A 24,539-nucleotide genomic window follows, 5' to 3' on the forward strand; every position below is an offset into this window, starting at 1 on the left:
TAGAATAATGTATTATTGATGATTTATTTAAATATGTAGCCAACTCCTTTATTTTCTCAGTGGCTTTTTACAACGACAAAAAAGAATTGGATTTCAAAACCAATTCTTTTTTATAATATTAATTTTATTATAGATTAATCCTCTGCTAAAACTTTATCCTTTTTCATTAAAATCGTTATTAGAACAATTGTACTAATTAAAGAAATTATTGTAATCGCAATGTTGCTGGCATCACCCGTATTTACAGAATGATTTTTGTTATTTGTATTTGTGTTAGAACTATTATTTGTTTCTTCAACCGTTGGTTCTTGTGATGGATTATCAGTTTTATCATCGCCTGATTGATCACTATTTTTTTGCAAAGTCAGATCGTAAACTCCCACTGTCCCAGATACTTCATAAGCAACAACTAATTGTGGTTTCCCTGTAATACTATCATTACCTGCAATAAAATGAATTCCTTCAGGTGAATCATCACCACCAATATCTGTGCTAAAATCACGAGAATTAATATAATTAACAAATTCTGTTTTTTCTGGATTCGTAATGTCATAAACCATTATACCGCCAATTCTCTCTAATCCAATAAAAGCAAATGTTTTATCTTCGATTTGACCAATTGTCACAGCTTCTGCTTCAGGACCTTTTTTACCAGAACGATCATCTATTGTAGCATCATCATTAGAACAGTTAAAATTATTTGGCAAATATGCTGCAGTTTTGACTTCAAAATCATTTCCTGTTGTATAAATTTCTTGTAATGACTGCTCATCAGCTTTAAAAATTGTTGATGATCTTCCCCCAAATAAATAATCATTTTCATTATTAAGACCATCATAATCACTAGTATCGAAGAACGTGACCTTACCAGTTAAACCACTGTTATCAGCCGTTATTTTACCAGTTGGTGAAGTTTTTCCTTTACCAAAATTTACCTCTATTTCATTTGAATAACCATTCCAGTCACGACTATCTCCTTCATTAGCAGTTATTAAATAATCGATTCCATCAACCGTGTAAACAGAAATAGCATCAGGCATCCGAATTCCTTTTAAAGAATCATATGTTTGTGCATTATATTTTTCATCTTTTTTATCAATATCAATTGCAATTTTACTATAATCTTCAAATCCTACTGAATAAATATCTTCTATTTCAAGACTATTTAAATCTAATTTAGCAATCGCATTAGCTTCTTGTAATGTAATATATGCTTTAGAATCACTAACTGCAATATATTCTGGTTCTAAATCTGTTGATGGCAAAACACCTTTTTTCAAAACAATTCCTTTTTCTATTAATGCATCTCGTTGACTATCAAAAGCTGTGAAGTCAACAGTTTTTGCTTTGTTTGTTTTGGTATTAATAACGCTTATACTACCTTTTGGATCAACCGCTCCAGTATACCCGTCCCGAGGTTCTCCTTCGTTAGCTGTTAAAATTTGTCCATCATCATTAGTAAAGACAACCATATCTGGTTGAACACCTACTTCGAACAATTGCTTTAAAGTTATTGTTCCATCTTGATTACAATCAAATAAAGCTACTCTACCATTAGCATTAGTCTCCTTACCTTGAATCGCAACAGCCAATGAGGTTCCATCATGACTAACTGCTACTGATGTCATATCACCATATGTAAAATCAGCACTTTGTACTAACGAACTAATATCAATGTCATTACCGTCCAATAAGTCTATTTTATCCTTATTTTCGATATTTTTTAGGGCAATTGCTGTTAAATTTCCAGATTGTCCATTAACAGCATAAGCCCATCCTGTCACTGTGTTATAATCAACTATTTCAGTTACTCCCCCATCACTGTTAGTTGTTCCTGAATCATAACGAGCTGACTGTTCTAGCGCTAATAATGCTGAATTGTTTTCATAACCAGTTGTTTTTTCACCACCGTCACTATTTTTAGTAACAGTAAACGCATCGATTTCTTTACTATCAGGATTAGTTTGATCACCAGCAAGATTATAAACCTTTACCGATATTCGATTATTTTCAACATTAAATACTGCATAACTAGGACTATACTCTTGATTCCATTCTTGATTTCCAACTGGTAATGAATCTCCTTCTAGGTAAGCCGCAGAGCCACTTTTACCATTAGCTAAGATTGGATAATCAGCATTATTATTTTTATCTAATGTTTCAAACGGTGTATAATATTGCATATCTGAACAACAGTTCCCCGTAATATAAATTGTTCCTTGAGGATTATTAAGTGTATCTAATCTTTCACTATTTCTTTGCCCATCTTTTAAAACATAGCTACGTGAATAAACATGATCATGTCCGCCTAAGACAAAATCCACATTATACTCATCCATAAGTTTTTCAAATCCTGCATCAACATAGTTTTCAATATCACTATCTGCTGCATGTTTAGCAACTGTTTGAGTAGATTTATGATGAGTGACTATAATCCATTGATATTGATTTTGGTATTCACTAGTTGCACTCTTTAATGTTTGAGCAAAATTATTGACGATTGCTTCTGCCTCTGAATTATCTCTAGAGGCACTTGAAACATTAGGATTGTTTGCATTTTCTTCGTCATTTCCCCCAGGATAAGCACTAGTATTTAAAGTGACAAATAAAACATTATTATATAAATAGTAATAGTTTCCTTGAGTTTCCATATCACGGCGTTCACTAAAATCATATTGACCATCACTATTTGGTGTCACCCCATTAGAAGCTGCATTATTTTTAATTTCATTTTCAGTAGCCTGAATATAATTTCCGTGACTTTGACTAGTTCCACTATTTTGTCCTCTAAACGTTGTTTTAACTTCAGTTAATGATTCCATTTGATTTGGTAAATTAAAATGATCTGCGAACATATAGTGTCTATCATGATTTCCAACAGCTGGAGCATATGGAATTGATGCCATTTCTTCTGGTGCAAAAAAAGCCTCATACTCGCTTGATTTTCCCCAGTTTTGATCTTCAACTTGATCCCCTGCTGACACTACTAAGTCAACACCTTGTTTTTCTAAAGTTTCCATCATAGTTGCCCAACCGGTTTGATTTGTTTCATCACTTGGGTTCCAACCTTCAGAATTAATTTCCTTGTTTTCCTTTATTTGTGGATCGCTTGTAAAACCAAAAGTAAATTCATTGCTTGATGGAGTTGTATAATTATATTCCTTTGACCAAGTTGTTCCCCCATCATTTGAAATATAATAAGTATACTTAGTATCTGGTTTTAAATTACTGATTGTCGTTTTACATACTAATTTTCCAGTATCAGTATATTTATCACTTTTTATTTCGGTTGGCGAAGTCAATGGTTTGGCTGTTACATCATAAGTTTGATCACCAAACTGAATTTTTGCTACCGTCGTTCCTGCTGGTGCATACCAATTTAGATTGATTGATGTTGTTGTTGCCCCTGGCTGAAGTGTTAAACTATCCACACTAAATGAACCAGTATGGCTTTCACCTGCAACCTCACTATAAGTATCTTGGGCATAACCTTTAGTCAAAATGTTATTTTGACCAATCAACATTGTCGATAATGTTACTAAACACAGGACCCCTTTAATAATTCGATTATTTACTTTTTTCATATACTTTTCCCCTAATTACATATTTGTACGTAGTGTACTAAGTAAATTTATCATAGCCGTCAATTTCTAACTATTTCTATTTTGTAAATTTTAAAATAAGATTTTGTAAATAAAAAACTATTTCCAGTTAGAAATAGTCTACCTTTGTTTTCATAGCATCATTGCTACAAAAATTTGAATTATTCCCATAATAGCAAGACTAAAACCAATTGTTCTATTAAGTATCATTATTAGAGTACTAATCATGATCAATATTTTCCTAATAATTATTGATACTTTGGTCTTTTACAGGGGTCCTTCTTTATTCAAATAAATTAATTGAATCAAGTTTTTTATTGTTTTTGATAATTTTTTTCAATTTTTGATTTATAAACATCTTAATTATGCTTTCTCGTATAGCCAACCATAATAATAATTGTTCCGACAATCATATTTAAAGCTAAATTCATAATCATCGAAAATAAATTGACACCAGATATGTAGTTGGCAGGAATATTAGTAATATTTAATAAATAGATACATAAACCAATCTTATACCAAATATTCAGCGTTGTTTTTACCCATATCCATATGACTATATATACATACAAATTAGTAAACAAAGCAATAACCAAAGCTTCATGTAAAAACCAGTCTAATGAATACACCTGAACTGAAACTACATAAAGCAGTGGAATTACCCCTATACTGGCTACAATAATAGCTTTAATAACAACATTTTCTTTAGCTTGAACTAAAACTGTTAAAATTATCCAAGCATAAATAATTGCTGCACTACTTATTATTGACCACGTGAAACTATGATTTAGGTAATAATTACATAAACATGGTACAAAGATTCCAATCATCATTACGATTGTGATAAAAAGATAACTGATCTTAATGATTCTCTCCTTGTTTTCAATTGCTTTTATCTTTGTATAATTGATTAGATTTTGAACTGTCTTTTTCTCACTTTTATCAACTACAGTACCACCAATCAATTCATCAATACTCATCTTTAAAGCCTCACTTAACGGTAATAATAATGAGATATCGGGACACCCGATTCCACGTTCCCATTTTGATACAGCTTTATCACTTACATTGATTAAATTTCCTAATTGTTTTTGAGTATACCCAAGATTTTTACGAGCTGATAAAATTCGTATCCCAATTTCTTTATTATCCATAAAATTACTTCCCTTCTACGTCCTAATCCTAACATAAAAGTTATAATTTTACTATCGACGGACTGTTTACCTCACTAGAATCCTTGATCTATAAAAAAAGTTGTAGTCAACCTACAACTTATTGAAAATATTCCTTACATAGTCAATAGGATATTGTGTAATTCTACTTACTTCATCTATATCTTTTTTAGCCAATAATAGATTTGTAATTACTACATCCATTGCTTCACCAATTTCAATCATATGATTATCGGGATCAAAGATTCGTACTACCCGCTGTTGCCAATTATATTTTTTGATTGGGTGAACATATTTAATATTTGGATATGTCTCCAACTTTTTTATAAATTTATCAAAATCATCAACTTCAAAATATAATTCCATATTACAAGCTTTATCACAAACCCAATCACTAGGGACATCAACGAGCCAGGCAAAATCTTTTTGTAAAGCAAAACCACCATCAAAAGTAATATTTAAACCATGATCTAAAATTATTTTTTGATCAAACAATTGCATATAGAACTGTTTAGAAACTTCGAGATTTTTGACTGCTAAGACAGTTGCTTCTAATTTCATTTGATTTTACCCCAACATCTGCATTGTTCTAAACGTTTTCCCTGATCCCCTTGTTTTTCGTCATAAGCATACGATTTAGCCAATTTGCATGGAAAATCTTCACATTCACCACAATGATTTAATTCTTTTGTTTCTACGCACGATTTAACCGGACAAATTTCACCCCAAAAAGGATGTTCGATATTAATACATCCAGCACACCCAATCTTGCTTTTAAACTCACATTCACTACATATAATTCCACATCTCGATTCAATCATTTTCATCACCATCCTAAGCAAATTATAACTTAGAACTTATATATTTCATTGTAAAAATCCGCCAAGTTCGATAAATATTTCTTAGGAGTTGTTTTTGTAATCTGCTTAAACACTTTGTTAAAATGAGCCTGATCAAAATAGCCCCCTTGCAATGCTAAAGATAAAAAATCATCTTCTTCTATTTGCTTTAATAAATAATTAAATCTTACTACCTTAGCATATTCCTTACCACTCAAGCCTATGTAATTATGAAAATCACGTAATAATTGTCGTGAAGAAAGGTGACAATCACTAGCTACCTTTTCTAAACTAACATTTCCGTGATCCTGATCAATAATTTCTTTAGCTCTAATCAAACGAGCTGGTAATAAATTAACTTTTCTTTTTCCCGTAAAATATTTATTAAAAGCTTTGATCAACTGTTCATAATCTTTACATGATTGATAAAGTAATGCTAACTCTTCATCAAGCTGCACATCTAAATATCTCAATTGCTGACGCTGATTTACAAGTTTTTTTTGATGTAAACCACTAATTTGATACAATCCTCCTGGTCTAAATTCTACAAAGAAACGAGCTGGGGCTTTTTGCAAATCATTTTCTAAAACCACGATTTCACTCATTGGACCCCAAAAATCTCTTCGAGAGCGTCCCTGAAAAATAAAACAGCCACTAGCATCAGGAATAATATGAAATAATTTTGATGAGGCGGGAACTTCACTAGGAAAAGTAATTGTATAATGAGCAATAATATCTTTTAATTCTTCAGTAGGAGCAATATAAATATGATGATTTGTTTTATTAATATAACTTCCCTTATAATCGAAATTCTTCATTAAATTACCTCTTTATATTAAATTACCTGCATTATTTTATATACTCAGTATAATATTGGCAGGACATTTAATCAAATCTTAACAATCTTCATTGGCTATAAATATTTACATTCAATCATGAATTTGATAGAATAATTCTCATAAAATTTAATTACATAAAAAAGGAGTGTTTTAATTTATGGATGCAGGCCCCGAGTCTTCAATCACATTGCAATTAATTTTAATCGTTGTTCTTACCTTAATCAATGCATATTTTGCGGCTAGCGAAATGGCAATTGTTTCGGTAAACAAAAACAAGATTCGTCGTTTAAGCGAGGAAGGAAATAAGAAAGCTAAGTTAGTAGAAAAACTATTAGATCAGCCAACTAACTTCTTATCAACGATCCAAGTAGCGATTACTTTAGCAGGTTTCTTTAACTCAGCTAGTGCTGCTACGGGTATTTCTGTTAGTTTAGCTAATCTTTTAAAAGTTTGGTCAATTCCTTACGCTGATACAATCGCAGTTGTCTTGATTACTATTTTAATTTCTTTTATTACTTTAATCTTTGGGGAATTAGTTCCAAAAAGAATCGCTTTACAAAAAGCGGAATGGTATTCAATGTTCTGTGCTAAGCCTATTTTGATCATCAGTAAAATTGCTGGACCATTTATTAAAATTTTATCTTGGTCAACTAAGTTTGTCTTAAGATTATTTGGAATGGATGATGAAAATGTTGAAGAATCTTTGTCACGGGAAGAAATTCGTTCAATGGTTGAAAGTGGACAAGAGACAGGAGTTTTCAATGAAATTGAAACTGACATGATTACCAATATTTTTGAATTTGATGATAGTTTAGCTTTAAACGTCATGACCCCAAGAACTGATGTTTATTGTATTGATATTAATGACCCATTAAGTGAGAACATTGATCAAATGATGTCAATGCAGTATACTCGAATTCCTGTTTATGATGATTCAATTGATAATATCATTGGGATTTTAAATATGAAGGATTTTGCTATTGAAGCTAGACAAGTTGGTTTTGACAATGTTGATATTCGTAAGCTATTACGAAAACCATACTTTGTCTTAGAGACTAAAAATATTGATGATTTATTTAAAGAACTACAAGAAGATCGCCAACATATTGCAATTCTTGTAGATGAATATGGTGGGTTTTCAGGGATCGTCACAGTTGAAGATCTAATCGAAGAAATCATGGGAGATATCGAAGATGAGTATGATCATGACGATGAACCTAAACTACAAAAAATAGATGACTATAATTTTATCGTTGATGGAAATTATCTAATTGACGATCTTGATGATGAATTAGATTTAAAATTAGATAATGTTAATCATGATACAATCAGTGGTTTTGTTCTTCATTTATTAGGAGAAATTCCTGATGATAATCAAGAACGTAGTGTAACTTATGAAAATCTTACATTTAAAATTACTGGTGTAAAAGGTAATCGTGTAACAAAAATCAAATTAACAATTAAAAAATCAGAAGAAAAAGAATCCGATTCTAGTGAAGACTAAAATCGGATTTTCTTTTTAAAATAATAGTAATTATAGAAGTAATCAATTCTGTTACCACATAAGTTAGCCAAACTCCATCTACTTTAAAAATAGTTGATAAAATAAATATTACTGGTGCAATTAAAATAAAACCTCGTAATGATGAAATTATAAAAGCTTGACGTGGTTTATCGCTTGCACTAAAGAAAGTGGCACTAATCATATTTACTCCTGCAAAAATAAAGCCCCCAAAATAAATATGAATTCCTCTAACTGCCAAATCCAGCAATTCCGGATTGCTACTTGAATTAAACAAAGCTACGATCTGAGCAGCAGCAAAATAACTGCTAAGATAAACAATAACTGCAAATATAATAACTGTCCAAAGACCATAATGATAAGCTAAATTTACATTTCGATATTCTTTAAAACTAAGATTTTTACTAATAATTGGTTGAATTCCCTGAGCAACCCCTGTAAACATCGATACAATAACAAAAGCGATATTAGCAATAATTCCGTAGGCTGCAACACCTATATTCCCGCTATACTTCAACAAAGTAAAATTAAATAACAACATTACTATTCCAGTAGCTAATTCTCCTATTAAAGCTGATAATCCTAATAAAAAAATATCTTTACAATGGTTAAGACATAATTTTGTTTTAAGAAATTTAAAATTAGCTTTCTTGATTACATATGGAGACATAATTGAAATTGAAATAACCGGTGCTACCCCTGTTGCTAAAGCAGCCCCAAACATTCCTAAACCAAAAGGGAAAATAAATATATAATCCAAAACAACATTAGTTAAACTACCAATTAACATTCCCATCATTGCTAATCTCGGATTATCATCATTACGAACAAAGCCAATCAATAAATTATTCAACATAAACATTGGTGCAAAAAACATAATTGTTTTTAAATAAGTTGCAGTATAGATAGTTGTATCTTGATTAGCCCCTAAAAGATTTGCTAATGATGTCGACGCACTTAGTCCCAAAACAACAAAAATAATGGCTAGAATAAGCATAAAATAAAGAGCATTACTGAAAATTATATTTTGTGAGGTTCTATTACTATTTACCTTTAACAAAGAATACCGTGTTCCCCCACCGATTCCAATCATTAGTCCTAAGCCATTTATTAAACAGTACATTGGTAAAGCTAAATTTAGAGCTGATAATCCAATTTCACCAACACCATTTGCAATAAAAAAAGTATCTGCCAGAATATAGCATGATAAACCAATCATTCCTAAAACATTTAACGATGTATATTTTAAGAAATCTTTAAAAATATAATTTTTCATCCTCATTCCTCCAGTCTTTCTCCATCTTAAACTATAAGATTACCTTATAGTCAATCAAATTTTAAAAATATTTCAACTAAAGCGACTAGATTAATCACTTTTTTATTTATCAAGTTGTAACTTTTAAATAAACTAGCCTAAAACACTAATCTTCATTTTATTAGCCAATAATTTTGATTATTATTTAATTAGTTATCAGTTATTACTGAAAGGGGAGGTGAAAATGGAAGATTTCCTAAAAGATGTATATACATCGATATATAAAAAGTGGATTTTATTTCAACAGATCGATAATTGTCAAATTATGCTTTCATCAAAAGATCAAAATAAAATTATCTTGGAGACAAAGTATGGTGTAGCTAATGTTATTTTTTATAAATTCAATATTATTGAATTAAATGTTATTAGTAAAATAGATCAAGAATCTTGTTTCTTTTTACACTTTCAAATGAATAACATAAATCATGCAATTAATCTATTTTATGAAATGGTTGAATGTTTAAAAACATTGATCAAGAAACCAAAAATAAAAATCTTATTATGCTGCAGTGGTGGTCTTACAACAACTTATTTTGCTTATAAGATTGATGAAGCAATTCAGTTATTTGCTCTTGATTATGAAATTGCAGCAACTGGCTACAACGAATTATTCAAAAAAGGTGAACAATATGATGTAATCCTACTAGCACCTCAAGTTTCTTTTATGTATGCAAAAGTTAAAAAGATTTTTAAAGATAAATATTTACTTAATATTCCTGCACAAGTATTTGCTAAATATGATGTAAAAGAAATTCTTAATCTAGTTGACCAAGAACTAATTAAAAAACGTAACAAAAATGGTCAAGTTCAATTGCTTTCGATTAGAAATAAAACCATCACCTTTCATCGTAAAATTCTATGTATTTCTCTTTTTAGAAATCGTAATCGGATTCATATTGCATATCGACTTTATCAAAGTCAAAGTGATATTATTGTAAACAATGAAACAATTAAACAACGAATTACAATTCAAGACATCTATGATGTTATCGATACTGTTTTATTAAATTATCCAGGTATTGAGGTTATTGGTTTTTCAACACCAGGAATTGTTAATAATGGATTTGCTACAACTGCCAGTATTAATGGTTTTGATGATATGAATTATAAAAAATTGTTTACAAGCAAATATTCACAAAAATTTATTATTACAAACGATGTTAATACCGCAGCAATTGGCTATCATGCTACTCAAAATCAATACTCATCAATTGTGTTACTTTTTCAGCCAATGAGTACTAAAGCTGGTGCTGGTATCATCATTGATAATAAATTAATCAATGGCAAGCATAACGTGGCAGGTGAAATGAAATACCTCCCCGTAAATCTATTAGAGAAAGGTGCTAATGTATATAAAACACCAGAAGATATTATTAAAATTGTTAAATATATTTCTTTATCGATTATTAGTGTAATTGGGCCTGAGGCAATCGTTATCTTTTGTAGTCTTTTACCTAATATTGAAGATTTAGAAAATGAGTTAAAAACAGTATTACCACAAGAATATATTCCTCGGTTAATTAAAATTGACGATATTCAAGAATATATTTTCCTAGGTCAAACAATTATTTGTACCTAAATTAAATAAAAATTAAGGAGAAAATTATGAAAAAGATTTTATTAGTATGTTGTGCAGGAATGTCTACAAGTTTATTAGTAAACCGGATGCGAGAAGTTGCTAAAACAAAAGAAATTGATTGCAAAATCTGGTCAACAAGTGAAAAAGAATTACCAAATGAATTTGCCCAAGAACCTGCTGATGTAATTCTTGTTGGTCCACAAATCAGATATTTACTTAATAATATTAAAAAAGAAGTAAACAATACTGTTCCAGTTGAGCTTATTGATATGCGTATTTACGGTATGATGGATGGTGAAAAGGTTCTTAATCAAGCTTTAAACGCATTAGAAAAATAATCAACTGACAGCTATTTTAAATAGTGCATATAATTAGATAATTCAAGACGATAGAGCAATGTTGCATATAAAATATTGATTACGTATTCAGCACTAAAAGTAGCACATAAGCTATCAATATCTTCAAATAAACTAGTATCAAATAATAGATAATCGTGGCACAGCTGAATTAGATCCTTACCCTTTTTACCTAATATCCCGACCGTATATACATTCCTATTTTTTAAGATTTTAGCAATTTCTTTAATTAAGTTATTATCGCCGGTCGTAGTGATAAGGATCGAGACGTTACTTTGATGCTGCTGCATATTATCAATATATTTAATATTAATACCATTTTGATATGAACAAGGAAGCCCTAATGATTGTAATTTAAAACACATTTCTTTAGCAATCGTATCTGAAAGACCAATTCCATAAATATCGATAAACGAAGCACTCAATATCCGATTACAAACACGATTAACAACATTTTTATCTAGTAATCGATTTGTCTGAATCATCGCTTTTTCATATAAAGAGGCAATTACTTTTTCAGTATCTTCTAAAGATGTAAAATACTGTTCAGGATGCTCAGTTGGGAGATCATTATATTTAAGATAATCATTTCTTTCTAAGATCAATGTAGATAAAAATTCACGAAAATTATTGAACCCTAATTTCTTATAAAGACGGGTTACTGCCGCTTGTGAAGTATAACTCTGTTTTCCCAACTCACTGCTTGTAAGATTATTAATTTTTTGATCTTTGTTTAAAAGAAATTGAGCAATACTTTTTTCAGTATTGGTAAGGTTATTATCATCTAATAAGTGTTCTATAATCATATTTCGTAGACCTCCTTTAACTATTTGATCGTATCTATATTTTATCAAATAATCAATAAAATAAAAGGGTTGAATAAATCAACCCAGTAATTGTCTATTAATCGCATAAACATTGCCAATTATCATCAAAATGTGCTTTGAAGCACATTTTTATCTGTTCTAAAGTTACTTTCTCCTCAGCCAATTCAGGAAGTTCATCTAGGCTAAAATAACCACTATCAAGTGTTTCGATATTTGGTTTAAATGCACCACCAAGATAAGAACATTCTATGAAAATCTTAGTAATTCCATACGCATAGCGAGGCGTATTATGAATATTACGATCTAGAATTGCAATTACTTTAACTATCTGAGCCTCAATCCCGGCTTCTTCTTGTAATTCCCTAATTGTATTTTCCTTAACACTTGCTAAAGCATCTACCCAACCACCGGGAATTGACCAGCGTCCATCAGATTCCTGCACCAGCAAAATCTTATCACCTTTAAAAACAGCACCACGAGAATCTAATTTTGGTGTTTGAAACCCTGTTTCATTACAAAATAATGAAGTAACTGTTGCAATCGGTAAATCACTTTGTAAAGCGACCATTTCTGCAGATATTTGACGAATTCGCTCAAATCTTTCTTGATCAAATTTATCTTTTGTATATGCTAATCCACCTTGAGCTAAAAATTGTAACTCTTGAGCTAAATCTAACCACCTATTTTGTTTGTTCATCATTTTTTTCTCTAGTTTCATTAATTACAACTCGATGCGGATATGGAATATCAATCCCGTTTTCATCAAAACGTTTCTTAATAATCAAACGCAAATCTGATAATAATTGAAAACCAGCACCACTATCCTTAGAGAATAATGTTGCTCGTAATTGAATTCCACTATCATTAAATTCGACACAATGAACTTTAACCATTGGTTCATGTTTTTTCTTTTGTGCTTTAGTTCTGCCATCTAAACATAATGAATGTTTACTTCCTTCTTCTTGAATAATTTCAATTGCTTTTTGAATATCACTTTCGTAAGAAACCTCAAGATATAAATAGTTGGCTTTTTGAGTCTTAACATTAGATACATTTTCAATAATTGCTTTATTCATTATCGTATTAGGTATAATTACCTGTGTTCTTTCTAATGTTTCAATGACACTGTGGCGCATTGAAATATCAATTACAGTTCCAATAACATTATATTCTCTAACATTGACAAAATCACCAATTTTATAAGGCTTATAAGTCATGATCATAAAACCATTGATCATATTACTTGCAGCTTCTTGTGATGCTAACCCAACTACAACTGCTAAGATTCCTCCACTGGCCAGCAGAGCCTTAATGATTGACTGCATCGCCGTAATTTCACTCATAATAATTGCTAAAACAATTGTTACTAAAACGATTTTTTTAATACGCATTGGAAAAACTAATTTCAACGGATCATTTATCTTCTTTTTTATAATTTTATTGATTATTTTATTAATAACCAAAACTATAACAACTGATATCAAAATACTTATTCCGCTATCAATTAATCCATGTTCAAATAAACTATTTATTCGTTCATAAGTTTTATCCATTTAACCACCTACTTAGATTTTGAACCATAATATTTACCAATAAAATATAGACAGATACATTGAATAGCTCCAATTATTGATAACATCAATAAAACATAGCTAATCCAAAATAATATATCATTACCTGTATTAAAAGCATTAATTATTAGAAATACTACAAACGATATAGCTGCCACAATCCCTAAATACTTTGAAAAGCCTAGAAATCTAGCCGATAAAATTCTATTTTTGTCCATTTTATTTACCTATACAAAAGCGTTTAAATAATTCATCTAATAAATCTTCTTTCGCTTTCTCTCCTAATATTTCTTTTAAATTATTCCAACATTCATATAAATCAGTAACAATCAAATCCGTTGGTATCATCATTTCCATAGCTTCAACAGCTTGCTTTAAAGCCTGACTAGCACGTTGTAATAACATTGTTTGACGTGCATTTGTCAGAATATGATCATTATTATCAATAATCTTACCTAACTCAAACATTTTTTTGATTTCTTCTGTCAAAGTGCTAATTTGATTATCTTTAGCACTAATAACAATACCATCTAAATCTACTTTTGTTCCTTGATCGGCTTTATTAAGCACGATAATTCTAGTAGCATCTTCTGTTAGTTCTAATAACTGCATATCTTCACTACTTAATGACTGCGAACCATCAATTACCAATAAAACAAGGTCCGCTTGGTGAATCAGTTCTTTAGACTTTTCAACCCCCATACTTTCAATGATATCATCAGTTTCTCGGATTCCTGCAGTATCAATCATATTGAGAACTACTCCATCAATGCTAATACTTCCTTCAACAATATCCCGGGTTGTTCCTGCAATATTTGTTACAATTGCTTTATCCTCTCGAAGCAGAGCATTCAATAAACTACTCTTACCAACATTAGGACGTCCAATAATAACTGTTTTAATTCCCTCTTTAACTAATTTAATATTTTTAGAATCATCAAGAATCTTATTCATTTTAGTCAATAGATTGGCACTTCGTGGTAATAACGAAGAAGCAGTCAATTCCTCAACATCATCATATTCAGGATAATCAATATTAACTTCGATCTGAGTGATTATTTGAATTAAATCTTCTTTCAAATCTTCAATAAAACCGCTAATACTACCACTAATTCCTTTTAACGCTAAATCTGTTGCATAACTATTTTTAGCAGTAATAATATCACTAATTGCCTCAGCCTGTGATAAATCAATTCGACCATTAAGAAATGCTCTTTTACTAAACTCACCACGCTCAGCCATTCTAGCACCATTTTTGATACACACTTCTAATACTCGTGAAGTAATATAAACACCACCATGACAATTTATTTCCACCATTTCTTCACCTGTAAATGTTCTTGTACCTCGATAAATATTAACTAACACTTCATCAATTCTTTTTCCATCGTCAATGATATATCCATAATTGATCGTATGACTAGGTTTTTCTATTATTTTGCCTGTAAAGAATTTTTGAACAAAGGCAATACAATCTGGACCACTTACTCTAATCATTGAAATTGCAGCTTCTAAGCGACTTGTTGCAATTGCAACAATAATATCTTCGTTCAAAATATCACCTTCCTTTATCTTTTGTATTTTATCATAAATTATTATTAATTAATATACCTAATCAATGCTATAATGGTGGTAAGCAGGGAGGAATTCAACATGAAACTTGGAATTATCGGTAGCGGAATGATCGTCTACGATTTATTAACATTCATTGATATTATTGATGAAATAGAACTAACGGCAATATTAGGGAGAAAAGAATCTCAAGAAAAAATTGAAACACTTATAAATAAACATCATATAAAAAAAGCATACTATGATTATGATGAATTGTTAAATGATGATGAAATAGATACTATTTATGTAGCTTTACCAAATCATCTCCATTACGAATATACAAAAAAAGCCTTATTGCATAATAAACATGTTATTTGTGAAAAACCATTTACTTCAAATGTCAATGAATTAGATGAATTAATTGCTTTAGCTAAACAACAAAATTGTCTTTTATTTGAAGCAATTACAAACCAGTATCTTCCAACTTTTAAAGAAATAAAAGAAAAAATATCTGAGATTGGGAAAATCAGTATTATTTCATCTAATTATTCCCAATATTCTTCACGTTATAACGCTTTTAAACGTGGTGAAATATTACCAGCATTTGATGTCAATAAATCTGGTGGGGCTTTAATGGACTTAAATGTATATAATATTCATTTTGTTGTTGGTTTATTTGGTGCCCCTAATAAAGTAGAATATTTTGCTAATATTGAAAAAGGAATTGATACTTCAGGAGTTGCTATCTTGGAATATCCAACATTTAAAGCAATCTGTATTGGTGCTAAAGATTGTGGTGCTCCAATCATTTCTACAATTCAAGGTGACCAAGGTTGTGTAAAAATTGATGGTCCTACCAGTGTTCTAACTGATGTGCAAATTTTAAGAAATGGCCGAGATAGTGAGATTCTACCAACTGGTAACTATCATCGAATGTATAGCGAATTTAAAGTTTTTGCGGAATGTATTGATAATAATGACTTTACTACATGTAATAAAATGCTTGAACATTCACGAATCGTCATGGATGTTTTAACTAAAGCACGCCAAAGTGCAAATATTATTTTTGGTTGCGAACGGGATACAAAATAATCTGTATCCTTTTTTATTATCAAGACATAGTAACAATGCTATAATAATATATATACATTACAAATTGGAAGAGGGTGGCTAAATGCAGAAGATATTTAGGAAATACATTATCATAATCATGTCTATTTCATTAGCCTCTGTTCTTTTAATAAATTTTTTCTTATCAACTGATTCTTTACAAGCCCGAACTTTAGAAACATTTAATTTAAAAATTAATCAAGTAATTCAAACAATTGAAAATAATCGTACCGAATTAGTATCTTTGAAATCTAGTCTTGATGAAGATTATTTAACTAGAGCAAAAGCATTTGCTTATGTTATTGAAAAAAATCCTAATATCATTGAAAGTGTCACTGAACTTCAAAATTTAGCTACACTACTTGATGTAGATGAATTACATGTAAGTGATAGTGAGGGTTTAATTGCTTACTCATCAGTTCCTAAATATGTTGGTTTGGATTTTCATAATGGTGAACAAATGCGTGGTTTTTTACCAATTTTAGAAAGCGATGACCCTGATGAATATGTTATTCAAGATGCTCAGCCTAATACTGCTGAAGGTAAAATTATGAAATATGTTGGAGTGGCTCGTAAAGACAAAAAAGGATTAGTACAAGTCGGTCTTGAACCAACACGACTTTTAGAAGCACAACAAAGGAATACATATTCCTATATATTTTCTAGATTTCCCACAAATGAAGGTGAGCAGCTTTTTGCAATCAATAAAACAACCAACGAATTGATTGCCAGCACTAATGATTTAGACGACAAAGAAGCAAGTTACTATACTTATGATAATTTAAAAGATTGTCAATCTGGTACTTTTAAAGATATTGGAAACAAAACTGAAAATTTTTTTGTAACTAGAGAATATGATAATATTTTAATTGGAGCAACTGTTCCAAAAGATATTTTATATAAAAATCGTTCAAGTGATTTATTATTAATTGGTGCTTATTTAATTGCAATCGAAATCGTTATCGTTGTGTCAATCAATGTTATATTAAACAAAAAAGTATTAAAAGGAATTCATAGTGTCCTCAATGATTTAAATAGAATAAAAAATGGCGATTTAAATACTGTCGTAAAAGCTGATGATAATCAAGAATTGATAGATTTAAGCTCTGGAATCAACAGTATGGTTAATAGTGTTGTCAACTCCGCTGATCGAATATCAAAAATTATCTCCATTATCGATATCCCACTAGCAGCATTTGAATATCAAAATGATACGAAACAACTTTTTGCCACTGCAAGATTGAAAGAACTGCTCCATTTAAGTGATGAAGAAGCAAATCAAATGTATCTTGATCCAAAACAACTATTAAAAAAACTACAAATAATTATTAGCAATCCAATTGAAAGTGAGAGTGATGTTTATTGTCTTGAAAAAGATACTTTTATAAAAATCCGACTTGTGAAAGATGAAAATGGTTTCTATGGAACTGTTAATGATGTTTCTTCTGATATTTTAAAGAAAAAACAAATTCAGTACGAAAAAGATCATGATCATTTAACTGGACTATTACTATACCCATCATTCAAAAGAGAAGTAACTTTAGTCATTAATAACAATAATTATAATCATTTATATGCAGCTGTAATGGTTGATTTAGATTCATTTAAACATATAAATGATACTTATGGTCATGATTTTGGTGATCATTATTTGAAACGTTTGACCTACGCATTAAATAAGCTTTCTAAATCAAATTGTTTAATCGCACGACGATCTGGTGATGAATTTTGTCTCTTTATTTATAATTATCAAGATAAAAATACTATAATAAATCAATTAAATAAATTATGGTCTTATTTTAAAGAAGAATTAATTGAACTTCCTGATCATTCATATCAATCAATAAAAGTATCTGGAGGCTTTGTATGTAGCAGTGGTCCAAATAATACTATCGAAGAATTAATGAAGAAATCTGATAAAGCTCTGTATGAAGCAAAAAACCACTATAAAGGTCATTTTATTGAATATAAAGGAAAATAGTTGATAGTAAATAAGAAAAAACTACGGAAATATAACCCGTAGTTTTTATTATATTATGTGTCTGTCAAAGTGCCCTGACAATATTTGATAAACTTCCCTCCCCACAAGAGACGTTATCTTTAGGAAAAATAAATATTATTTAATTATTTTTTCCCGTATAGCCATTCTATTATCCATTCAAAGAAACTATATAATTGCACCGCTAAATCCTCCTTTACGAGGAAATAATAACGATAAAATCTTTCTTTTGTTGTTTCTTGTATTTTAATGAATTATTTTGTATTTTATTAGATGTATTAAACAATTTTTTAAATTTTTAATACATTTAATAATGTTATATCAATAACTAAACTTTGATTAGTCACACTATAATCAATACTTCCATTATATTTCAAAATAATATTATTAATAGTAATCAATCCAAGGCCATGATTTTCTTTATCTTCTTTTGTGGTTTTATTTTCTTTGATTATATTTATATCAAAGTATTTATCAACAGGATTAATAATTTTAATTAATAAATTTCTTTTTATATTTGCAACGTATAGCTTAATAAAACGATTATTACTTAATTTATAATTTGCTTCAATAGAATTTAATACTAAATTATAAAATAGTGAACATACATCCATACTATCCATCTGTATATTACCAATTACATAATAAGATAAATCAAATTGAATATGACTATCTTTAAATGTTTGATCAAATGAATTTAAAATACTAGAGATATAGATATTATTAGTGTTATAAATATCTTTACCAGTTATTGCTTCCGACATATTTCCTATATAAATATTTGCTTCATCATAATTTTTAGAATTTATTAATTCATTTACAACTGCCAAATGTCCTTTAATATCATGTTTAAACTTACGAATATTAGAATAATTATCAATAATTTTTTTATAATAATCTTCTTGTAATTTCAATGTTTTATCTTTCATTATACTATCTAAATAATATTGTTCTTTTTCTTTCTTATTCTTAATAAACAAAATAATTGATATAAATGAAATAACTATATTCAAGTGTGCAACAATTATAATTGACATTGATACCCTTGAGCTAACAATATCGTGATACATTACAACTATAAATTGCGGAAATAAAGTTGCACTAAAACAAAAAATAACATTCATGAATATATACCACGGCATTTCAGATAAATTATATTTCTTAATATAAATTAATTTAGCCATTTTTATTGGTTTAACTCCGCATATCACAATTAATAATCTTAAAATATTTGATATAACAAACTGCATATTTGGTGGTTCATAAAGGTTATATTTGAAAAATAAATTCATAAATTGTTCTAATACTGTTGTAATTAAAATAGTAATTATAACTACTTTAAATGTTTTAAATAATTTATCTCTATAAATAATAATTAGATAGATTAAACATATCAGTGCATTTAAATCTATCCATATATCCTCTATTTTACTATAAAATATTATATATATTACTAAAATTATACTAGATAATATGATATTTTCTTTAGTTCTCTTTTTCTTATCATTATTTAAATCAAATATAGCATCACCAATTAATAAATATTTAGCTATATCAATATACTGTTTAATTAATAAAATTATCCAGCTAGTCATAAATTATATTCTCCAATAAATATTTTCTATAAGTAATTAATACTGTTTTACGGTTACTCTTTGATATCGGTAATCTTTCATCATTATCCAAAATTAAAAACTTATTATTTATTTCGTTAATATACCTCATATTTATTAAATAAGATTTATGAATTCTAATAAAATTTGAATTATGTATTTTATTAGCAAAATCTTTAAGTGTCATGCGATAAACTTCATAACTGCCATTTGTATGAATATTAATATATGGTCCATCGGCTTTTACATAATATACTTCATATAAATCAATTATATCTTCGCTTATTTTAATTAAGCGATGTTCTAAAAGTTCTTTAAATATTTTATTAAGCGGGATATCCATCTTATGAAGAACATCTTTACTGATATATCCATAGACATTCTTCCCAAATGAATCACTCATATATTCCTCATAGTTGGTTAGAAAAATAATTCTTGATTGATTATTTCGATTATAAAATATTTCTTTTACCTCTATACCTGAAACTTTATCCATTTCAATATCTAAAATTATAAAATCAAAATATTGCTTACTTTCTAATAATGCCTCTCCACAATAAAAAGTATGATATACAAAACTATTATTTCTTTTCCAACTACAATTATTTAAATACTGAATTATTTCGTTTATGTAATTTTTGTCATCATCACAAATTGCAATATTTATCTCCATTTAAACTACTCCTATCACTGGCTAACTATAACAAAATCCTGCAAACTTGTATATCTTTCTTTACTTATCAACTTCAATATACACTGATTTTATCTACAAAATTAAATTTATCTAAAGATTGGTCTAACTTTTTTTATCACAACCTAATTTTATATCTTGATAACATAAAAAAGAGAGCTATGCTATAAATTAATGCAGTTAGCATGATCTCCCTCTTCAAATATTATTTTTTCATTTCAGTTGTTTCATTTTATTTTCAATAAAATCCAACAGGATTCGCTAGTACATAGTATATCATTACCCTTGGATATTATCTATATTTATTATTATTTTTTATTGTTTTCAATAAAATATTTAATCTATATATTTAATGATATTTGTTTGATTTATAATTGCCTCCGTTTCTGATAGTATTTCTAGTTTCTTAGTATTACCCGTATCTAAAATTACTAACATTGTAATATCTTGATACCCTAATTCTTTTAGTCTTACTTTATCAAAAGTAATTAATTCTTCACCTGTATGTACATAGCTTTCTTTAGCTACTTTTACTGAAAAAATCTTTTCTGTTAGATTAACAGTATCTAGACCAACATGAATTAATAATTCTACACCGTTTGCTAATGTGATTCCAACTGCATGTTCTGTATTTTCCATAATAGCTGTGATTTTACCATCACATGGTGCAACAATTATATTATTATCAGGGTAGATTGCAATTCCATCGCCCATCATTTTTTGTGCAAATACTTCATCTGGTACTTCTGTAATTGGAATGATCTTACCACTGGTGAAGGCTTTTAAATATTTATCTTTTTTTTTAAATAATCCCATTTTTTTACTCCTTTATTGTATAATTATTTTACTATATGAAAGAAAAGAGGAAACTTATGTTAATAAATCAACTAGATGATGAAATAATTAAAAATCTAAGTCAAAGTGAATTATATATTCTTCATTATGTTTATGATCATCCTGATGAGGTTATTGACATGAGTATTCAAGAATTAGCTAAAGCTGTTGCCTTTTCTTCTGCTACGATTCTTCGTTTTTGTAAGAAACTTAATTTTAGTGGTTTTGCTGAATTTAAGTTTGCATTAAAACAGCAAAATAAAGAAATTGCGAATTTAAAGAAACCAATTTCTTCAATGGATTCTATTACTAGTCTATATGATGATATTGAGAGCACTTCATTATTAATCAAAGAGCGTTATTTAAAAGAAATCATCGATTTGATTGATAGTAATAAAAGAATCCATCTATATGGTGAAGGTATTTCCCGAATTCCTGTCGACTATCTTGAAAAATTGTTATTTTCAATTGGTCGTCAAAATGTCTACAAGTATAAATCATCTCGTTTAGCAGCACATATTGCTAGTAATGCCAATGAAGATGATATATTAATTGCTATAAGTACTAGTGGTAATTATCCCACTACGGTTAAGATTGTTAAATTATTTAATTTAAATCATGCAACAATTATAGCAATTAGTCCATATACTAAGAATGCTATTGCTGATTTAGCAAATATTAATTTTCGTTTTTTTGTTAATCATCGTGAAAATATTGATACTGAATATACTTCAAGATTAGCAATTTTCTATATTATTGATGTAATATTTAAAACTTATTTAGTTAGAAAGGAAAAGGAATAATGATTGCTTTACTTGAAAATGCTAAATCTTTAGATTTGTCTGAAAATGAAAAAGAGTTACTATATTATCTTGAAAATAGTTGTAAGGAAGTTGTATCAATGACATTATCACAGTTAGCAAAAGCAACGTATATGTCTAATGCTTCAATCATGCGCTTTTGTAATAAGCTAGGCTTATCTGGTTTTAATGAACTAAAATATGAATTAAAGCAAAGTATGCATCAAGAAATTGATTATCAAATGATAATTGAAAAGCCCTTATCCCGTTTTCTTGATAATCTTAAAAACTTAAATTATGAAATTATTGAAGAAGTTGTTGATTTATTGTGTAGTCCTCAACCGATCTATGTCGTAGGTAGGAGTTTAAGCTTAGTGGCTGCTGATTATTTTCAAACTATTTTATCATCTATTGATATTAATTGTATTTTAATCAATGATCTTCATCTATCAAAAAGTGTCTTTAATAATTTAAAGGCTCCTGCTACAATTTTTATTGTATCAGCAAACAATGCTGGAAAGATATATGATGAAGTAGTTACAATTGCTAAGACTCATGACTGTAAAATTATTTTACTTACATCTAACGCTAAAGGTTCATTAGTAGATTCTTGTGATTATGTTTTAAGTAGTAATGATGAAAATCTAACTTATCATGGCGTAGACATAAATTCAAGGCTAGGTATCTTTACAATTATGCAAATAATTATTGAACTAACTGCTCAAAAATTAGCTTTAGAAAAGGCAACTGATTAAATTCGTTGCCTTTTTAATTAGTATTTTAAAACTTCTCTAACTGAATTAGCTACTTGTTCTACTTTAGGACCATAAATTACTTGAATATGATTTTCTGATGGTTTAACAATTCCCATACTTCCTGTCTTCTTAAGTTCTTCTTCATTTACTAATGACATATCTTTTACATCAACTCTTAAACGAGAAATACAATTGTTAACAGTAATAATATTATCAAATCCTCCTAAGCCTTCAATTATTTTTGTTGCTAGCGCTTGTTGTTTATCACTAATACTCGCAGTATCATTAGTATCCTTGTCTCCATCATCTTCCGCAACTTCAATTGATAAATGTTTGCGGTTAAAATACCATTTAAATACATTATAATAGATAATTGCATAGATTGGACCAATAATAATTATCCAATACCAATTAGATCCTGGTTGGAAGACACCCCAGATAAACATATCAATAATACCGCCACCAGTATTTCCAACTGCTACTTGTAATAATGACATTAACATAAAGGAGATACCACCCATAACCGCATGGAATAAGAATAATGGCGGTGCAATAAACATAAATGCAAATTCTAATGGTTCAGTAATTCCAGAAACAATACTTGCTGCAACTCCTGCAATCATTAATGCTTTAACTTTATTCTTTTTTTCACCTGGACTTGTCTTATAAATAGCATAGGCTGCTGCAGGTAATCCAAAGATCATAAACAACATTTTTCCTTGTCCCAAAAACTGTGTATATTCACGCATTACACTAATATCAACACTATCAAAGAATTGCAAGAAAATATTTAAACATCCTTCTACCCCTTGATATACCCCACCGATTGCAGTAGTTCTAAAAATACCATTTAAAACATGATGTAATCCTGTTGGAATTAATAATCTTTCTAAAAATCCAAATGAGAATACCCCTAATAAACCTGATTCAGAAATCAATGTACCCAAACCATTAATTCCAGCTGATACAGGTGCCCAAATAAATGGTGCTACTTGTCCTAATAACGCCATTGCTAAGATAACGACAATTGCAACAAAACGTTTACCACCATAAAAAGCAATTGCTACTGGGAATACTACTTTATGATATTTATTATGCAAAGCCGCTACGGTCACCCCCGTTAAAATACCAGCTACTGCTCCCATATCTAAAGTTTCTACGCCTAAAATAGTTGAAATTTGTAATGAATCAAAATTCATAAAACCAGAATTGATCATACAACTTGCACTTACTAAGAAAGTATAATAGCCAATAAATCCAGCAAATGCTGCAACTTCTTTATCTTCTTTAGCCATCCCAAATGAAATAGAAATAGCAAATAATACTGGTATTAAGGTAAAAACAACATTTGATACTGTTTTTAGTGTATTTAAGATATAAAATACAACTGGCTGTTGTAGAAATGGCACTGCCTCTACTACTTGTGTTTTAAGTAAAGCTGCAGTAACTCCCAGAATAATTCCACATGCTGCTAAAGCCGCAATTGGCATCATTAAACTTCTTCCTAAAGCCGAGAAGAAATCCATTACTTTATTTTTTTTCATACTAATCCCCTTTTATT

At 29.2% G+C, this 24,539-nt stretch carries 22 protein-coding genes; 7 read left to right on the forward strand and 15 right to left on the reverse strand.

Features of this window, described 5'->3' with window-relative positions; translation table 11 throughout:
- Positions 1-134: 134 nt before the first annotated feature.
- The 5 genes from EYR00_RS15345 to EYR00_RS15365 all read right to left on the reverse strand — a co-directional run bounded on the left by EYR00_RS15345 (position 135) and on the right by EYR00_RS15365 (position 6,431).
- Positions 135-3,584: a choice-of-anchor I family protein gene (locus tag EYR00_RS15345; protein WP_003535583.1), complete on the reverse strand. Its 3,450-nt coding sequence runs from the start codon at positions 3,582-3,584 to the stop codon at positions 135-137.
- A gap of 377 nt (positions 3,585-3,961) precedes the next feature.
- Entirely contained in the window at positions 3,962-4,756 is a 795-nt protein-coding gene (locus EYR00_RS15350; RefSeq protein WP_003535582.1) for a helix-turn-helix domain-containing protein, read from the reverse strand.
- Between the two features lie 111 nt (positions 4,757-4,867).
- The gene (locus EYR00_RS15355) at positions 4,868-5,335 is read right to left on the reverse strand and encodes a VOC family protein (protein ID WP_003535581.1); all 468 of its coding nucleotides are present in this window, start codon (positions 5,333-5,335) and stop codon (positions 4,868-4,870) included.
- On the reverse strand, positions 5,332-5,595 hold the full coding sequence (locus tag EYR00_RS15360; protein ID WP_009008832.1) for a DUF3795 domain-containing protein: 264 nt from the start codon (positions 5,593-5,595) through the stop codon (positions 5,332-5,334). Before EYR00_RS15360 ends, EYR00_RS15355 begins: the two co-directional genes overlap by 4 nt.
- 29 nt (positions 5,596-5,624) lie before the next feature.
- Complete coding sequence (locus EYR00_RS15365; protein ID WP_003535573.1) at positions 5,625-6,431, reverse strand: helix-turn-helix domain-containing protein; 807 nt, start codon at positions 6,429-6,431, stop codon at positions 5,625-5,627.
- Between the two features lie 178 nt (positions 6,432-6,609).
- Here EYR00_RS15365 and EYR00_RS15370 point away from each other — a divergent pair, with 178 nt between their 5' ends.
- On the forward strand, positions 6,610-7,956 hold the full coding sequence (locus EYR00_RS15370) for a hemolysin family protein (RefSeq protein WP_003535569.1): 1,347 nt from the start codon (positions 6,610-6,612) through the stop codon (positions 7,954-7,956).
- Here EYR00_RS15370 and EYR00_RS15375 read toward each other — a convergent pair.
- Positions 7,943-9,250 carry an MATE family efflux transporter gene (locus EYR00_RS15375; RefSeq protein WP_003535568.1) on the reverse strand — a complete coding sequence of 436 codons (1,308 nt, stop codon included), beginning with the start codon at positions 9,248-9,250 and terminating at the stop codon, positions 7,943-7,945. The two genes, EYR00_RS15370 and EYR00_RS15375, sit on opposite strands and share 14 nt — an antisense overlap.
- 223 nt (positions 9,251-9,473) lie before the next feature.
- Here EYR00_RS15375 and EYR00_RS15380 point away from each other — a divergent pair, with 223 nt between their 5' ends.
- Both EYR00_RS15380 and EYR00_RS15385 read left to right on the forward strand, forming a co-directional pair.
- Positions 9,474-10,868: an ROK family protein gene (locus EYR00_RS15380; RefSeq protein ID WP_003535567.1), complete on the forward strand. Its 1,395-nt coding sequence runs from the start codon at positions 9,474-9,476 to the stop codon at positions 10,866-10,868.
- Positions 10,869-10,894: 26 nt separating this feature from the next.
- Positions 10,895-11,206 (forward strand): PTS sugar transporter subunit IIB, encoded by a 312-nt coding sequence (locus tag EYR00_RS15385; RefSeq protein WP_003535566.1) that lies wholly within the window; start codon positions 10,895-10,897, stop codon positions 11,204-11,206.
- Between the two features lie 11 nt (positions 11,207-11,217).
- Here EYR00_RS15385 and EYR00_RS15390 read toward each other — a convergent pair whose 3' ends face one another.
- The 5 genes from EYR00_RS15390 to mnmE all read right to left on the reverse strand — a co-directional run bounded on the left by EYR00_RS15390 (position 11,218) and on the right by mnmE (position 15,176).
- Positions 11,218-12,030, reverse strand: coding sequence for a MurR/RpiR family transcriptional regulator (locus EYR00_RS15390; protein ID WP_008792558.1), 813 nt, complete (start codon positions 12,028-12,030; stop codon positions 11,218-11,220).
- Positions 12,031-12,127: 97 nt separating this feature from the next.
- On the reverse strand, positions 12,128-12,769 hold the full coding sequence (locus tag EYR00_RS15395; RefSeq protein WP_003535564.1) for an NUDIX hydrolase N-terminal domain-containing protein: 642 nt from the start codon (positions 12,767-12,769) through the stop codon (positions 12,128-12,130).
- Entirely contained in the window at positions 12,732-13,604 is an 873-nt protein-coding gene (locus tag EYR00_RS15400) for a mechanosensitive ion channel family protein (RefSeq protein ID WP_003535563.1), read from the reverse strand. The genes EYR00_RS15395 and EYR00_RS15400 overlap by 38 nt, the downstream gene beginning before the upstream one ends.
- Before the next feature lie 8 nt (positions 13,605-13,612).
- Positions 13,613-13,840, reverse strand: a complete 228-nt coding sequence (locus EYR00_RS15405) for a hypothetical protein (RefSeq protein WP_003535562.1) — start codon at positions 13,838-13,840, stop codon at positions 13,613-13,615.
- Position 13,841: 1 nt separating this feature from the next.
- Positions 13,842-15,176 (reverse strand): tRNA uridine-5-carboxymethylaminomethyl(34) synthesis GTPase MnmE, encoded by a 1,335-nt coding sequence (gene mnmE, locus EYR00_RS15410; protein ID WP_003535561.1) that lies wholly within the window; start codon positions 15,174-15,176, stop codon positions 13,842-13,844.
- Positions 15,177-15,275: 99 nt separating this feature from the next.
- Between mnmE and EYR00_RS15415 the strand changes: the two genes are divergently transcribed.
- Positions 15,276-16,268, forward strand: a complete 993-nt coding sequence (locus tag EYR00_RS15415; protein ID WP_009300415.1) for a Gfo/Idh/MocA family protein — start codon at positions 15,276-15,278, stop codon at positions 16,266-16,268.
- A gap of 82 nt (positions 16,269-16,350) precedes the next feature.
- Positions 16,351-18,267 (forward strand): GGDEF domain-containing protein, encoded by a 1,917-nt coding sequence (locus EYR00_RS15420; protein ID WP_040434125.1) that lies wholly within the window; start codon positions 16,351-16,353, stop codon positions 18,265-18,267.
- A 308-nt stretch (positions 18,268-18,575) separates the two neighbouring features.
- On the opposite strand, the gene EYR00_RS15425 is transcribed toward EYR00_RS15420, so the two are convergent.
- The 3 genes from EYR00_RS15425 to EYR00_RS15435 all read right to left on the reverse strand — a co-directional run bounded on the left by EYR00_RS15425 (position 18,576) and on the right by EYR00_RS15435 (position 21,405).
- The gene (locus EYR00_RS15425; RefSeq protein WP_003535553.1) at positions 18,576-19,880 is read right to left on the reverse strand and encodes a sensor histidine kinase; all 1,305 of its coding nucleotides are present in this window, start codon (positions 19,878-19,880) and stop codon (positions 18,576-18,578) included.
- The gene (locus EYR00_RS15430) at positions 19,873-20,571 is read right to left on the reverse strand and encodes a LytR/AlgR family response regulator transcription factor (protein ID WP_003535552.1); all 699 of its coding nucleotides are present in this window, start codon (positions 20,569-20,571) and stop codon (positions 19,873-19,875) included. The genes EYR00_RS15425 and EYR00_RS15430 overlap by 8 nt, the downstream gene beginning before the upstream one ends.
- 354 nt (positions 20,572-20,925) lie before the next feature.
- Complete coding sequence (locus EYR00_RS15435; RefSeq protein WP_003535551.1) at positions 20,926-21,405, reverse strand: PTS sugar transporter subunit IIA; 480 nt, start codon at positions 21,403-21,405, stop codon at positions 20,926-20,928.
- A gap of 56 nt (positions 21,406-21,461) precedes the next feature.
- Here EYR00_RS15435 and EYR00_RS15440 point away from each other — a divergent pair, with 56 nt between their 5' ends.
- The gene (locus tag EYR00_RS15440; protein WP_008792552.1) at positions 21,462-22,226 is read left to right on the forward strand and encodes a MurR/RpiR family transcriptional regulator; all 765 of its coding nucleotides are present in this window, start codon (positions 21,462-21,464) and stop codon (positions 22,224-22,226) included.
- Positions 22,226-22,978 carry a MurR/RpiR family transcriptional regulator gene (locus EYR00_RS15445; protein WP_003535547.1) on the forward strand — a complete coding sequence of 251 codons (753 nt, stop codon included), beginning with the start codon at positions 22,226-22,228 and terminating at the stop codon, positions 22,976-22,978. The genes EYR00_RS15440 and EYR00_RS15445 overlap by 1 nt, the downstream gene beginning before the upstream one ends.
- Before the next feature lie 17 nt (positions 22,979-22,995).
- On the opposite strand, the gene EYR00_RS15450 is transcribed toward EYR00_RS15445, so the two are convergent.
- On the reverse strand, positions 22,996-24,522 hold the full coding sequence (locus EYR00_RS15450; RefSeq protein WP_003535545.1) for a PTS transporter subunit EIIC: 1,527 nt from the start codon (positions 24,520-24,522) through the stop codon (positions 22,996-22,998).
- Positions 24,523-24,539 lie beyond the last annotated feature (17 nt).

This window comes from Thomasclavelia ramosa DSM 1402 (assembly GCF_014131695.1).
Lineage (GTDB): Bacteria > Bacillota_I > Bacilli_A > Erysipelotrichales > Coprobacillaceae > Thomasclavelia > Thomasclavelia ramosa.